General features: G+C 71.4%; 12 protein-coding genes. All 12 read right to left on the bottom strand.

Translation table 11 applies throughout. The features are described from left to right. Positions 1-35: 35 nt before the first annotated feature. The 12 genes from metK to AB0N76_RS30660 all read right to left on the bottom strand — a co-directional run bounded on the left by metK (position 36) and on the right by AB0N76_RS30660 (position 13789). The gene (gene metK / locus AB0N76_RS30715; protein WP_363562671.1) at positions 36-1244 is read right to left on the bottom strand and encodes a methionine adenosyltransferase; all 1209 of its coding nucleotides are present in this window, start codon (positions 1242-1244) and stop codon (positions 36-38) included. Between the two features lie 173 nt (positions 1245-1417). Then, on the bottom strand, positions 1418-2653 hold the full coding sequence (gene coaBC, locus AB0N76_RS30710) for a bifunctional phosphopantothenoylcysteine decarboxylase/phosphopantothenate--cysteine ligase CoaBC (protein WP_363562669.1): 1236 nt from the start codon (positions 2651-2653) through the stop codon (positions 1418-1420). Between the two features lie 164 nt (positions 2654-2817). Further along, complete coding sequence (rpoZ, locus tag AB0N76_RS30705) at positions 2818-3084, bottom strand: DNA-directed RNA polymerase subunit omega (protein WP_030240625.1); 267 nt, start codon at positions 3082-3084, stop codon at positions 2818-2820. A gap of 42 nt (positions 3085-3126) precedes the next feature. Continuing rightward, entirely contained in the window at positions 3127-3684 is a 558-nt protein-coding gene (gene gmk, locus AB0N76_RS30700) for a guanylate kinase (RefSeq protein ID WP_363562667.1), read from the bottom strand. Positions 3685-3733: 49 nt separating this feature from the next. Then, positions 3734-4060 (bottom strand): integration host factor, actinobacterial type, encoded by a 327-nt coding sequence (mihF, locus tag AB0N76_RS30695; protein ID WP_030056187.1) that lies wholly within the window; start codon positions 4058-4060, stop codon positions 3734-3736. Between the two features lie 360 nt (positions 4061-4420). After that, positions 4421-5254 (bottom strand): orotidine-5'-phosphate decarboxylase, encoded by an 834-nt coding sequence (gene pyrF / locus AB0N76_RS30690; RefSeq protein ID WP_363562665.1) that lies wholly within the window; start codon positions 5252-5254, stop codon positions 4421-4423. Between the two features lie 38 nt (positions 5255-5292). After that, positions 5293-6399, bottom strand: a complete 1107-nt coding sequence (locus AB0N76_RS30685) for a quinone-dependent dihydroorotate dehydrogenase (RefSeq protein ID WP_363562663.1) — start codon at positions 6397-6399, stop codon at positions 5293-5295. Positions 6400-6465: 66 nt separating this feature from the next. Next, a complete protein-coding gene (gene carB / locus AB0N76_RS30680; protein ID WP_363562661.1) occupies positions 6466-9777 on the bottom strand; it encodes a carbamoyl-phosphate synthase large subunit in 3312 nt (1103 codons plus the stop codon). Next, on the bottom strand, positions 9770-10927 hold the full coding sequence (carA, locus tag AB0N76_RS30675) for a glutamine-hydrolyzing carbamoyl-phosphate synthase small subunit (protein ID WP_363562659.1): 1158 nt from the start codon (positions 10925-10927) through the stop codon (positions 9770-9772). The genes carB and carA overlap by 8 nt, the downstream gene beginning before the upstream one ends. Further along, positions 10924-11490: a hypothetical protein gene (locus tag AB0N76_RS30670; RefSeq protein ID WP_363562657.1), complete on the bottom strand. Its 567-nt coding sequence runs from the start codon at positions 11488-11490 to the stop codon at positions 10924-10926. Before AB0N76_RS30670 ends, carA begins: the two co-directional genes overlap by 4 nt. Next, a complete protein-coding gene (locus tag AB0N76_RS30665) occupies positions 11487-12791 on the bottom strand; it encodes a dihydroorotase (RefSeq protein WP_363562655.1) in 1305 nt (434 codons plus the stop codon). The genes AB0N76_RS30670 and AB0N76_RS30665 overlap by 4 nt, the downstream gene beginning before the upstream one ends. Beyond that, positions 12788-13789: an aspartate carbamoyltransferase catalytic subunit gene (locus AB0N76_RS30660; protein ID WP_363562653.1), complete on the bottom strand. Its 1002-nt coding sequence runs from the start codon at positions 13787-13789 to the stop codon at positions 12788-12790. The genes AB0N76_RS30665 and AB0N76_RS30660 overlap by 4 nt, the downstream gene beginning before the upstream one ends. Positions 13790-13791: the final 2 nt, after the last annotated feature.

The following is a 13791-nucleotide window of genomic DNA, read 5'->3' as shown; positions in this document are numbered from 1 at the left end:
GCCCGTACGGTGACGGTGCCTCAGGACGCGGTGCCTCAGGCGCCGGCGGCCTTGCGCAGCTGTTCGGTGCGGTCGGTCCGCTCCCAGGTGAAGTCCGGCAGCTCACGGCCGAAGTGGCCGTAGGCGGCGGTCTGCGAGTAGATCGGACGCAGCAGGTCCAGGTCGCGGATGATCGCGGCCGGGCGGAGGTCGAACACCTCGGTGACGGCCTTCTGGATGGTGAGGACCGGCACGGTCTCGGTGCCGAAGGTCTCCACGAACAGGCCGACCGGCTCGGCCTTGCCGATCGCGTACGCGACCTGCACCTCGGCGCGGCGGGCGAGGCCGGCGGCGACGATGTTCTTCGCCACCCAGCGCATCGCGTACGCGGCCGAGCGGTCCACCTTGGACGGGTCCTTGCCCGAGAAGGCGCCGCCACCGTGACGGGCCATGCCGCCGTAGGTGTCGATGATGATCTTGCGGCCGGTGAGGCCGGCGTCGCCCATCGGGCCGCCGATCTCGAAGCGGCCGGTCGGGTTGACCAGCAGGCGGTAGCCCTCGGTGACGAGCTTGATGCCCTGGTCGGCCAGCGCCTTCAGCTCCGGCTCCACGACGAACTCGCGGATGTCGGGGGTGAGCAGCGACTCCAGGTCGATGTCACTGGCGTGCTGGGTGGAGACGACCACGGTGTCGAGGCGGACGGCCTTGTCGCCGTCGTACTCGATGGTGACCTGGGTCTTGCCGTCGGGGCGCAGGTACGGGATGGTCCCGTTCTTGCGGACCTCGGTCAGCCGGCGCGACAGGCGGTGCGCCAGGGTGATCGGCAGCGGCATGAGCTCGGGCGTCTCGTCCGACGCGTAGCCGAACATCAGGCCCTGGTCGCCGGCGCCCTGCTTGTCGAGCTGGTCCTCGTCACCCTCGACCCGCGCCTCGTAGGCGGTGTCGACGCCCTGCGCGATGTCGGGCGACTGGGCACCGATCGAGACCGAGACGCCGCAGGAGGCGCCGTCGAAGCCCTTCTTGGAGCTGTCGTACCCGATCTCCAGGATCTTGTCCCGGACGAGCTGCGCGATCGGCGCGTACGCCTTCGTGGTCACCTCGCCGGCCACGTGCACCTGGCCGGTGGTGATCAGCGTCTCCACCGCGACCCGGGAGGTCGGGTCCTCACGGAGGAGAGCGTCAAGGATCGTGTCGCTGATCTGGTCAGCGATCTTGTCGGGGTGGCCCTCGGTCACGGACTCCGAGGTGAACAGGCGGCGAGACACAGCGCTCCCTGGGGTTGCAGCGGCTGCTGACTGAAAGACCCCGGTGGACCCGGGGACTTCCGGAAAGACTTGATTCCTGGAGTGTAACGGTCAGCTATCGGGAAACGTCACGAGATCCCGGAATTGGAGACCGAAAGCCCACACTCCGAGATCCCGGAACGGTCCCCCGGCAATCACTCGGCCGGGTGACCCAGCCGCTCCGCGACCAGGTCCCAGACCACGTCCGCGAGCAGTTCCTTCGGGCCCACCGGAATCGGCGTCTCGCTGCCGTCGGCGCCCAGCACCACGGCCTCGTTGACGTCCTGGCCGAAGGCCTTGCCGTCCCCCACCTCGTTGACGACCAGCAGGTCGCAGCCCTTGCGGGCGAGCTTGGCGCGGCCGTTGGCGAGCACCTCGTCGGTCTCCGCCGCGAAACCCACCACGAGTTGACCCGAACGGGTGCGGTGGGCCGAGAGCTCGGCCAGGACGTCCGGGTTGCGGACCAGCTCCACCGGCGCCGGCTCGACCCCCTCGACCTTCTTGATCTTTCCGGCCGCGTAGACCGCCGGTCGGAAATCGGCCACCGCGGCGGCCATCACCACGGCGTCGGCGTCGGCGGCCGCCTTCAGCGCGGCCTCCCGCAGCTCCAGCGCGGTGGCCACCCGGACCACGTCCACCCCGGCCGGGTCGGGCAGCTCGGCGTTGGCCGAGAGCAAGGTCACACGGGCACCGCGGGCGGCCGCGGTGGCGGCGAGCGCGTAGCCCTGCTTGCCGGAGGACCGGTTGCCCAGGTAGCGGACCGGGTCCAGCGGCTCGCGGGTGCCGCCGGCCGAGACCACCACGTGCCGGCCGGCCAGGTCGGCCCGCCCGCCGCCGTACCGCAGCACCGCCTTGCAGGCGTCGAAGATCGCGGACGGCTCGGGCAGCCGGCCCTTGCCGGTGTCCTTGCCGGTCAGCCGCCCGCTGGCGGGCTCCAGCACGATCACGCCCCGGCGGCGCAGGGTGGCGACGTTCTCCCGGGTGGCCGGGTGCTCCCACATCTCGGTGTGCATCGCGGGCGCCAGCACCACCGGACAGCGCGCGGTGAGCAGGGTGTTGGTGAGCAGGTCGTCGGCGAGCCCGTGGGCGGCCTTGGCCATCAGGTCGGCGGTGGCGGGGGCGACCACGACCAGGTCGGCCTGCTGCCCGATCCGCACGTGCGGCACCTCGTGCACGCTCTCCCAGGTCTCGGTGGCGGCCGGCCGGCCGGAGAGCGCCGCCCAGGTGGCCTCGCCGACGAAGTGCAGCGCCGCCGCGGTGGGCACCACCGTCACCTGGTGGCCGGACTCGGTGAACCGCCGCAGCAGCTCGCACGCCTTGTACGCGGCGATGCCGCCGCTGACGCCGAGGACGACGCGCGGGGCGCCCGTCCGCTCCGTGCTGCCGCCCATGATCCCCACTCTCCCGTCGCTCGGTGCGTGCCCACCCTACGGCCCGGCGACGATCACCCGCACCGTGGCCTGCCTCACCGCGGGGCCGGACACGGGAGCCGGACATGCCGAAGGGCCCGCCGGAGCGAACTCCGACGGGCCCTTCACACACGCAGGGGGTCGCCTCAGGCGGCCTCGATCGCCTCGGCGGTCAGCATGCCGGCGTTGATCTCGCGCAGCGCGATCGACAGCGGCTTCTCGTGCACGTGGGTGTCGACCAGCGGGCCGACGTACTCCAGCAGGCCCTCGCCGAGCTGGGAGTAGTACGCGTTGATCTGCCGCGCACGCTTGGCCGCGTAGATGACCAGGCTGTACTTGGAGTCGGTGGCCTCAAGCAGCTCGTCGATCGGCGGGTTGATGATGCCCTCGGGCGCGGTCATGGAAGAGGACACGCGAAAACCTTCCGAAAGGGTGGAAAACAGAAAGACAACAGGTCAGCCTACACCGAGCAAGGCTAGCAGTTCGCTCGCCACCTGCTCGACGGAGGTGTTGACCAGGGTCGTGTCGAACTCCGGCTCCGCCGCCAGCTCGACCTTCGCGGCTTCGAGCCGCTTCTCGATCACGTCCTGCGGCTCGGTGCCCCGGCCGGTGAGCCGGCGGACCAGCTCGTCCCAGCTCGGCGGCGCCAGGAAGACCAGCTGCGCCTCGGGCATCGTCTCACGGACCTGGCGGGCACCCTGCAGGTCGATCTCCAGCAGGACGGGCTCGCCGCGCTCCAGCTTCTCCTGGACGGCCGCGCGGGGGGTGCCGTAGCGGTTGCCCGCGAACACCGCCCACTCCAGCAGTTCACCGTTGGCGATCAGCTTGTCGAACTCGTCGTTGTCGACGAAGTGGTACTGGACCCCGTTCTGCTCGCCCGGCCTCGGGTGGCGGGTCGTCGCCGACACCGAGAGCCAGACCTCGGGGTACTGCTTCCTCATATGAGCGACGACCGTGCTCTTGCCGACCCCCGAGGGGCCGGAGAGCACGGTCAGCCGCGGACGCTCACTCATGCACCGATTATCCCGGATCGCGGACGATCCCGGGACCACGGGGGCACGGTCAGGCGGCACCGCCGCCGAACTCCCGCTCCAGGGAGGCGATCTGGTTGGTACCGAGACCCCGGACACGCCGGCTCTCGGAGATGCCGAGGCGCTCCATGATCTGCTTCGCCCGGACCTTGCCGACGCCCGGAAGGGACTCCAGCAGGGCGGAGACCTTCATCTTGCCGATCACGTCGTTGTCGGCCTTGCCGGCCTTGATCACCTCGTGCAGGGAGGCGCCGGAGTGCTTGAGCCGGTTCTTGACCTCGGCGCGCTCCCGGCGAGCCTCGGCGGCCTTGGCGAGCGCGGCGGTGCGCTGTTCAGGGGTAAGGGGCGGAAGAGCCACGCCGTTCACCTCAGGTGTGGATGGAAGGGATTGAACTATGACTGGTTTGTTTCCCAGGACACCCGACCAGTGGACGAACTCGCCGCCCCTGACCTGCGAGAGCAGCGGGAATCGCGGCTCTTCGATGACCTATCGCCGGACACTACCCGGATTGCGGCGCCACGTCAGGAAAAGAACACGAAAAGTCCTGGTCAGCCAAGGCCGACCAGGACTTTCCCGGGCAAAATGACCGCGATTGCGGACCTTTGGCGGTCCCGATGTGACGGCGCTCACGTCAACCCGCCCGGCCTGCGGAGCATCGCGCCGCGTCACGAACCGGCTCCGGAGCGCCTCCGGCCGCGAACCCGGCCGCGCCGTCCGCTACTTGACGGCGTCCGCGTACTCCCGGACAAAACGGTCGGCGGCGGTGCGCAGCGCCGGCACCGAGGGGCCGTGCTTCAGCACGTCGCGGCTGACGCTCGGGACCACGTTGCGCACCGAGGCGCCGAAGACCCGCGGCAGGTCCGCCATGGTCGCGCCCTGGGCACCGATCCCGGGGGCGAGCAGCGGGCCGTTGATCGCCAGGTCCACCCCGGCGTCGGCCAGGGTCGCGCCGACCACCGCGCCGAACGAGCCGAGCGGCTCGGCGCCGGCGTTCTCGGCGGCCAGCTGGCGCAGCACCGAGGCGGCGACCGGCTCGCCGTCCGCGCCCACCGCGCGCTGCACCTCGGCGCCCTCCGGGTTGGAGGTGAGCGCCAGCGCGAAGACGCCCGCGCCGTTGGCGGCGGCCAGGTCCAGCGCCGGCCGCAGCGAGCCGAAGCCCAGGTAGGGGCTGACCGTCACGGCGTCCGAGAAGAGCGGGCTGGCGGGCGAGAGGAAGGCCTCGGCGTAGGCGGCCATGGTGGAGCCGATGTCGCCGCGCTTGGCGTCCATCAGGACCAGCGCGCCGGCCGCCCGGGCCTCCTCGACCGACTTCTCCAGGACGGCGACGCCCTTGGAGCCGAAGCGCTCGAAGAAGGCGGCCTGCGGCTTGAGCACGGCCACCCGGTCGGCGAGCGCCTCGACCACGGTGCGGCTGAAGGTCTCCAGGCCCGCGACGGTGTCGTCCAGGCCCCAGGCGGCGAGCAGGGAGGCGTGCGGGTCGATGCCCACGCAGAGCTGGCCGCGGGTGTCCAGGGCGTGGCGCAGGCGGGCGCCGAAGGGGGCGAGGGTCATGACGTCCTTCCGGGGAGGTTCGGTGGGGGGAGGCTGCTTCAGGGACGCGGGTCCACCGCGCTGCCGACGGCCGCGGCCAGGCTGCGGTAGCCGCCGGCCCGGACCCGGGCGGACAGGCCCCGGTGGATGCGGCGGCACCAGAACGGGCCCTCGTAGATGAAGGCGCTGTAACCCTGGACGAGGTCGGCGCCGTGGACGATCCGCTGCCAGGCGTCCTCGGCGGTCTCGATGCCGCCGACCGAGACCAGCACCAGCCGGCCCTGGGTGCGGGCGCGCAGCCGCTGGAGGACCTCCAGCGCGCGGGCCTTCAGCGGGGCGCCGGAGAGGCCGCCCATGCCGATCTCCTCGACCCGGGCGGCGTCGGCCCGCAGGCCCTCCCGGCCGATCGTGGTGTTGGTGGCGATGATGCCGTCCAGGCCCAGCTCCAGGGCCAGGTCGGCGACCGCGTCGACGTCCTCGTCGGCCAGGTCGGGGGCGATCTTGACGAGCAGCGGGACGTGCCGGGCGGTGGTCCGGTCGGCGGCCTCGCGGACGGCGCTCAGCAGCGGGCGCAGGTGGTCGACGGCCTGCAGGTTGCGCAGCCCGGGGGTGTTCGGCGAGCTGACGTTGACCACCAGGTAGTCGGCGTACTGGGCGAGCCGCTCGGTGGACTTCACGTAGTCGGCGACCGCGTCGGCCTCCTCGACCACCTTGGTCTTGCCGATGTTGACGCCGACCACCGGGGTCGAGGTGGTGTGCGGGCGGGCGGCCAGGCGGGCGGCGACCCGGGCCGAGCCCTGGTTGTTGAAGCCCATCCGGTTGATCAGGGCGCGGTCCTCGACCAGCCGGAACAGCCGCGGCTGCGGGTTGCCGGACTGCGCCTCGCCGGTGACGGTGCCGATCTCGACGTAGTCGAAGCCGAGCATGGACAGGCCGTCGATGCCGACGCCGTTCTTGTCGAAGCCGGCCGCCAGGCCGAACGGGCCGGGCAGCGCCAGGCCGAGCGCGTCGGTGCGCAGCGCCCGGTCGCGCGGGGCGAGCGCCAGCCGGACGAGGGAGCGCAGGCCGGGCACCGAGGCGGCCAGCCGGATCCAGAAGAAGGCCAGGTGGTGGGCCTTCTCCGGGTCCATCTTCTTGAAGACGAGGTCGAACAGCAGCTTGTACACAAAGTCCTCCCAGGGCATGGAAGTGGGGGGCACCCGGCGGTACTGGTGCCCCCCACTGGAGTGGTGCTACTTGGCGCGGCCGGCGTTGATCAGCTCGGCGTGCTCCTGGAGCGACATGACGCCGACCTCGTCGCGCAGCAGCCGGTCTATGCCCTGGACGGCGGCACCCATGGCCTGGACGGTGGTCAGGCAGGGCACCGCGCGGGCGACGGCGGCGGTGCGGATCTCGTAGCCGTCGAGGCGGCCGCCGGTGCCGTACGGCGTGTTGATGATGAGGTCGACCTCGCCGTCGTGGATCAGCTGGACGATGGTCTTCTCGCCGTTCGGGCCCTCGCCCTCGCTGTGCTTGCGCACCAGCGTGGACGGGATGCCGCCGCGCTGGAGGACCTCGGCGGTGCCGGCCGTGGCGAGCACCTCGAAGCCGAGGCTGACCAGGGCGCGGGCCGGGAAGACCAGGTTGCGCTTGTCCCGGTTGGCGACCGAGACGAAGACCTTGCCCTTGGTCGGCAGCGCGCCGTAGGCGCCGGCCTGGGCCTTGGCGTAGGCGGTGCCGAACACCTTGTCGATGCCCATGACCTCGCCGGTGGAGCGCATCTCCGGGCCGAGGACGGTGTCCACGCCGCGGCCGTGGACGTCGCGGAAGCGGCTCCACGGCATCACGGCCTCCTTGACGGAGATCGGGCAGTCCGCCGGGAGGGTGCCGCCGTCGCCGTCGGCCGGCAGCAGGCCCTCGGCGCGCAGCTCGGCGATGGTGGCGCCGAGCGAGATCCGGGCGGCGGCCTTGGCCAGCGGCACGGCCGTCGCCTTGGAGGTGAACGGCACGGTGCGCGAGGCGCGCGGGTTGGCCTCCAGGACGTACAGGATGTCGCCGGAGAGCGCGAACTGGATGTTGATCAGGCCGCGCACGCCGACGCCGCGGGCGATCGCCTCGGTGGAGGCGCGCAGCCGCTTGATGTCGTAGCCGCCGAGGGTGATCGGGGGCAGCGCGCAGGCGGAGTCGCCGGAGTGGATGCCGGCCTCCTCGATGTGCTCCATGACGCCGCCGAGGTACAGCTCGGTGCCGTCGTAGAGCGCGTCGACGTCGATCTCCACCGCGTCGTCGAGGAAGCGGTCGATCAGCACCGGGTGCTCGGAGATGAGGCCCGCGTGGCGCTCCAGGTAGGAGGCGAGCGAGGGCTCGTCGTAGACGATCTCCATGCCGCGGCCGCCGAGCACGTAGGACGGGCGGGCGAGGACCGGGTAGCCGATCTCGTCGGCGATCGCCTTGGCCTCCTCGAAGGAGAAGGCGGTGCCGTGCTTGGGGGCGGGCAGGCCGGCGTCGCGCAGCACGCGGCCGAAGGCGCCGCGCTCCTCGGCGAGGTCGATCGCCTCGGGCTGGGTGCCGACGATCGGCACGCCGTTGTCCTTGAGCGCCTGGGCCAGGCCGAGCGGGGTCTGGCCGCCGAGCTGGACGATGACGCCGGCGAGCGGGCCGGCCTGCTGCTCGGCGTGGACGATCTCCAGCACGTCCTCCAGGGTGAGCGGCTCGAAGTAGAGCCGGTCGGAGGTGTCGTAGTCGGTGGAGACGGTCTCCGGGTTGCAGTTGACCATGACGGTCTCGTACCCGGCCTCGGCGAGCGCGAAGGAGGCGTGCACGCAGGAGTAGTCGAACTCGATGCCCTGGCCGATGCGGTTCGGGCCGGAGCCGAGGATGATCACCGCGGGCTTGGTGCGCGGGGCGACCTCGTTCTCCTCGTCGTAGGACGAGTAGAAGTACGGGGTCTTGGCGGCGAACTCGGCGGCGCAGGTGTCCACGGTCTTGAAGACCGGGCGGATGCCCAGCGCGTGCCGGACCTCGCGGACGACGTCCGGGCGCAGGCCGCGGATCTCGCCGATCTGCTGGTCGGAGAAGCCGTGCCGCTTGGCGTGGCGCAGCAGGTCCGGGGTCAGCTCGGGGGCCTCGGTGAGCTCGACGGCGATCTCGTCGAGCAGGAAGAGCTGGTCGACGAACCACGGGTCGATCTTGGTGGCCTCGAACACCTCCTCGGGGGTGGCGCCCGCGCGGATGGCCTCCATGACGGTGTTGATCCGGCCGTCGGTCGGCACGACCGCCTTGGCCAGCAGCTCCGCCTTGTCGCCGACCGGGCCGGTCCAGGTGAACTGGGAGCCCTTCTTCTCCAGCGAGCGCAGCGCCTTGTTGAGCGCCTCGGGGAAGTTGCGGCCCATGGCCATGGCCTCGCCGACCGACTTCATGGTGGTGGTCAGCGTGGCGTCGGCGCTCGGGAACTTCTCGAACGCGAACCGCGGGACCTTGACCACGACGTAGTCGAGGGTCGGCTCGAACGACGCCGGCGTCTGCTCGGTGATGTCGTTGGGGATCTCGTCGAGGGTGTAGCCGACGGCCAGCTTGGCGGCGATCTTGGCGATCGGGAAGCCGGTGGCCTTGGAGGCCAGCGCCGAGGAGCGGGAGACGCGCGGGTTCATCTCGATGACGATGACCCGGCCGTCCTCGGGGTTGACCGCGAACTGGATGTTGCAGCCGCCGGTGTCGACGCCGACCTCGCGGATGACGGCGATGCCGACGTCGCGCAGGATCTGGTACTCGCGGTCGGTGAGGGTCATCGCCGGGGCGACGGTGATCGAGTCACCGGTGTGCACGCCCATCGGGTCGAAGTTCTCGATCGAGCAGACGACCACGACGTTGTCGTTCTTGTCGCGCATCAGCTCGAGCTCGTACTCCTTCCAGCCGAGGATGGACTCCTCCAGGAGCACCTCGGTGGTCGGGGAGAGCGTCAGGCCCTGGCCGGCGATCCGGCGCAGGTCCTCCTCGTTGTGGGCGAAGCCGGAGCCGGCGCCGCCCATGGTGAAGGAGGGGCGCACGACGACCGGGTAGCCGCCGAGCGTGTCGACCCCGGCGATCACCTCGTCCATGGTGTGGCAGATGACCGAGCGGGCGGACTCGCCGTGGCCGATCTTGGCGTTGACGGCCTCGACGACGCCCTTGAAGAGCTCGCGGTCCTCGCCCTTGTGGATCGAGTCGACCTTGGCGCCGATGAGCTCGACGTTGTACTTGGCGAGCACGCCGTTGGCGTCCAGCGCGATCGCGGTGTTCAGCGCGGTCTGGCCGCCCAGGGTGGGCAGCAGGGCGTCGGGGCGCTCCTTGGCGATGATCTTCTCGACGAACTCCGGGGTGATCGGCTCGACGTAGGTGGCGTCGGCGATCTCCGGGTCGGTCATGATCGTGGCCGGGTTGGAGTTGACCAGGACGACCCGCAGGCCCTCGGCCTTGAGGACCCGGCAGGCCTGCGTGCCCGAGTAGTCGAACTCGGCGGCCTGGCCGATCACGATCGGGCCGGAGCCGATCACCAGGACGGACTTGATGTCAGTGCGCTTAGGCACGCTGGCCCTCCATGAGCTCAACGAAACGGTCGAAGAGGTAGGCCGCGTCGTGCGGGCCGGCAGCAGCTTCGGGGTGGTACTGCACGCTGAAGGCGGGGGTGTCGAGCGCCTGGAGGCCCTCGACCACGTCGTCGTTGAGGCAGACGTGGGAGACCTCGACCCGCCCGTAGGGGGTGTCGCTCACCTTGTCCAGCGGTGCGTTCACGGCGAAGCCGTGGTTGTGCGCGGTCACCTCGACCTTGCCGGTGGTGCGGTCCTGCACCGGCTGGTTGATGCCGCGGTGGCCGTACTTGAGCTTGTAGGTGCCGAAGCCCAGCGCGCGGCCGAGGATCTGGTTGCCGAAGCAGATCCCGAAGAACGGGGTCTTGCGCTCCAGCACGCCCTGGGCGAGCGCGACCTGGTGGTCGGCGGTGGCCGGGTCACCCGGGCCGTTGGAGAAGAACACGCCGTCGGGGTTGACCGCGTAGACGTCCTCCAGGGTGGAGTTGGCCGGCAGCACGTGCACCTCGATGCCGCGCTCGGCCATCCGCTGCGGGGTCATCGCCTTGATGCCGAGGTCCAGCGCGGCGACGGTGAACTTCTTCTCACCGACGGCCGGCACGACGTACGGCTCGGTGGTGGCCACCTCGGCGCACAGGTCGGCGCCCTTCATCTCGGGCGAGGACTGCACCTTGGCGAGCAGCGCGGCCGCCTCCGGCAGTGCCTCGCCGGAGAAGATGCCGCAGCGCATCGCGCCGCGCTCGCGCAGGTGGCGGGTGAGGGCGCGGGTGTCGATGCCGCTGATGCCGACGATGCCCTGCTTGGCGAGCTCCTCGTCGAGCGAGCGGCGCGAGCGCCAGTTGGAGGCGACCCGGGCGGGGTCGCGGACGACGTACCCGGCGACCCAGATCTGCTTGGACTCGTCGTCCTCGTCGTTCCAGCCGGTGTTGCCGATCTGCGGCGCGGTCATCACGACCACCTGGCGGTGGTAGGACGGGTCGGTCAGGGTCTCCTGGTAGCCGGACATGCCGGTGTTGAAGACCGCCTCGCCGAAGGTCTCGCCGGTCGCGCCGTAGGCCTGGCCACGGAAGGTCCGGCCGTCCTCCAGGACGAGCACGGCGGGGACGCGCTCCCGCCGTTGGCGCTGCGTGGTGGGGGCAGGTGCGGTCATGACGCGGCCTCTTCCGTCTTCTTCGTCGTCGTACGTGTTGCGAGTTGAGTGATCGCCTCGACCCAGGCGGTGTGCTCATCGGGGTGGTCGGCCCGGAAGCCGGAGTCCAGCTCGGTGCCCTCGTGCGCCCAGGTGACGACGAGGATCCCGGCCGGGACGACCTTGCCGGCGATCCCGGAGTCCGTGCGGGCACCGATCAGGTGCTCGGCGGGGATCCAGAAGTCGACGTCGCCGGGGCGCTGCACCAGCAGGCCGTGCTCGCCGAGGGTCAGATCGGCGCGGCTGCGGGTGCCCAGGCCGTGCGCGACGACCCGGTCGAGCCAGTTCCCGGCGCTGGTGGTGCCGTGGTACCGGCCGCTGGTCTCCAGGATGGTCCGGCCGGCCCGCTCCGGCACGGCGGGCAGCGGCGGCAGGCCGGACTGCAGGGTGCGGCGCCAGTTCCAGCCCTGGCGCATCAGCCAGTAGACCAGGCCGATCACCAGCAGCAGGCCGATCGTCCAGCCGAGGTAGCCGGACCAGTTGGTGACCCGGGCCTGCTCCTGGGCCAGCAGGACCGTGCTCACGCGAGCCCACCCTGCTCGACCAGCTCGCCGGCCAGCACGGTCGCGGTGCCGCGCAGGAAGGTGGCGTGCACCCGGCCGGGCAGGTCGCGGCCCTTGTAGGGGGTGTTGCGGGAGCGCGTGGCGAAGCTGTCGGGGTTCACGGCACCACGGTACGCGGGATCGAACAGCACCAGGTTGGCGGGCTCACCCACCGAGATCGGGCGGCCGTGGCCGGCCAGCCGGCCGATCCGGGCCGGGCGGTGCGACATCCGGTCCGCGACGCCCTCCCAGTTCAGCAGGCCGGTCTCGACCATGGTCTGCTGGACGACCGAGAGCGCGGTCTCCAGGCCGACCATGCCCATCGCGGCCACGGCCCACTCGCAGTCCTTGTCCTCGGCCGGGTGCGGCGCGTGGTCGGTGGCGACGGCGTCGATGGTGCCGTCGGCCAGCGCCTTGCGCAGCGCCTGGACGTCCTCGGCGGTGCGCAGCGGCGGGTTCACCTTGTACACCGGGTCGTAGGAGCGGACCAGCTCGTCGGTGAGCAGCAGGTGGTGCGGGGTGACCTCGGCGGTGACGTCCCAGCCCTTGGCCTTGGCCCAGCGGATGATCTCGACCGAGCCGGCGGTGGAGACGTGGCAGACGTGCAGCCGGGAGCCGACGTGCGCGGCGAGCAGCACGTCGCGGGCGATGATCGCCTCCTCGGCGACGGCCGGCCAGCCGCCCAGGCCGAGCTCGCCGGAGACCTGGCCCTCGTTCATCTGGGCGCCCTCGGTCAGGCGCGGCTCCTGGGCGTGCTGGGCGACGACGCCGTCGAAGGCCTTCACGTACTCCAGCGCGCGGCGCATGATCACCGCGTCGTCGACGCACTTGCCGTCGTCGGAGAAGACCCGGACGCCGGCCGCGGACTCGTGCATGGCGCCGAGCTCGGCGAGCTTCTTGCCCTCCAGGCCGACGGTGACCGCGCCGACCGGCTGGACGTCGCAGTAGCCGGACTCCTGGCCGAGCCGCCAGACCTGCTCGACGACACCGGCGGTGTCGGCCACCGGGAAGGTGTTGGCCATGGCGTGGACGGCGGTGAAGCCGCCCTTGGCGGCGGCCTGGGTGCCGGTGAGGACGGTCTCGGCGTCCTCCCGGCCGGGCTCGCGCAGGTGGGTGTGCAGGTCGACCAGGCCGGGCAGGGCGATCAGCCCGCTCGCGTCGATCTCGATGTCGGCCTCGACCTGCAGGCCGGTGCCGATGGCCCGGACGACGCCGTCGGCGAGGTGGAGGTCCTGCGGGGCACCGCCGAGGATCTGGGCGTTGCGGATCAGGTAGGTGGTCACTGAGCGGTCTCCACGGAGTCGGTACGGGGGGCGTCGTTGAGGGTGGCTCCGCCGAGCAGCAGGTAGAGCACGGCCATCCGGATGGAGACGCCGTTGGCGACCTGCTCGACCACGGTGCAGCGCGGCGAGTCGGCGACCTCGGCGGTGATCTCCATGCCGCGGACCATCGGGCCGGGGTGCATCACGATGGCGTGCTCGGGCAGCTGGGCCATCCGGGTGCCGTTCAGGCCGTAGCGGCGGCTGTACTCGCGCTCGGTCGGGAAGAAGGCGGCGTTCATCCGCTCACGCTGGACCCGGAGCATCATCAGCGCGTCCGTCTTGGGGAGCACGCTGTCCAGGTCGTAGCTGACCTCGCAGGGCCACCCGGCTGCGCCGGTCTTGGGATTGGGCTCGATGCCGATCGGCAGCAGCGTCGGCGGGGCGACGAAGGTGACCTGGGCGCCGAGGGTGGTGAGCAGGTGGACGTTGGAGCGGGCGACCCGGCTGTGCAGGATGTCGCCGACGATGGTCACCCGCCGCCCGGCGAGGTCGTGGCCGGAGCCCGGGTTGAGGTGGCGGCGCATGGTGAAGGCGTCGAGCAGGGCCTGGGTGGGGTGCTCGTGGGTGCCGTCACCGGCGTTGATGACGCTGCCGTGCAGCCAGTCGGACTGGGCCAGCCGGGCCGGCGCGCCGGAGGCGTGGTGGCGGATGACGACGGCGTCGGCGCCCATCGCCTGGAGGGTCAGGGCGGTGTCCTTGAGGCTCTCGCCCTTGGAGACCGAGGAGCCCTTGGCGGAGAAGTTGATGACGTCCGCGGAGAGCCGCTTCTCGGCGGCCTCGAAGGAGGTCTTGGTGCGGGTCGAGTCCTCGAAGAAGAGGTTGACGACGGTCCGGCCGCGGAGGGTCGGGAGCTTCTTGACGGCCCGGCCGGACAGCTGGGCGAGCTCCTCGGCGGTGTCCAGGATGAGCAGCGCGTCGTCGCGGGTGAGGTCTGCGGCGGACACGAGGTGGCGCTTCACGC

Origin of the sequence: Kitasatospora sp. NPDC093806 (genome assembly GCF_040683335.1) — a bacterium.
Classification (GTDB): domain Bacteria; phylum Actinomycetota; class Actinomycetes; order Streptomycetales; family Streptomycetaceae; genus Kitasatospora.
The sequence above is the reverse complement of the archived record's forward strand: the minus strand, read 5'-3'. Positions and strand labels throughout refer to the sequence as shown.

Excerpts from the sequence above, each read along its gene's own strand:
- coaBC (WP_363562669.1), bottom strand. The coding sequence starts at position 2,653 with ATGGGCGGCAGCACGGAGCGGACGGGCGCCCCGCGCGTCGTCCTCGGC.
- gmk (WP_363562667.1), bottom strand. The coding sequence starts at position 3,684 with ATGAGTGAGCGTCCGCGGCTGACCGTGCTCTCCGGCCCCTCGGGGGTC.
- pyrF (WP_363562665.1), bottom strand. The coding sequence starts at position 5,254 with ATGACCCTCGCCCCCTTCGGCGCCCGCCTGCGCCACGCCCTGGACACC.
- carA (WP_363562659.1), bottom strand. The coding sequence starts at position 10,927 with ATGACCGCACCTGCCCCCACCACGCAGCGCCAACGGCGGGAGCGCGTC.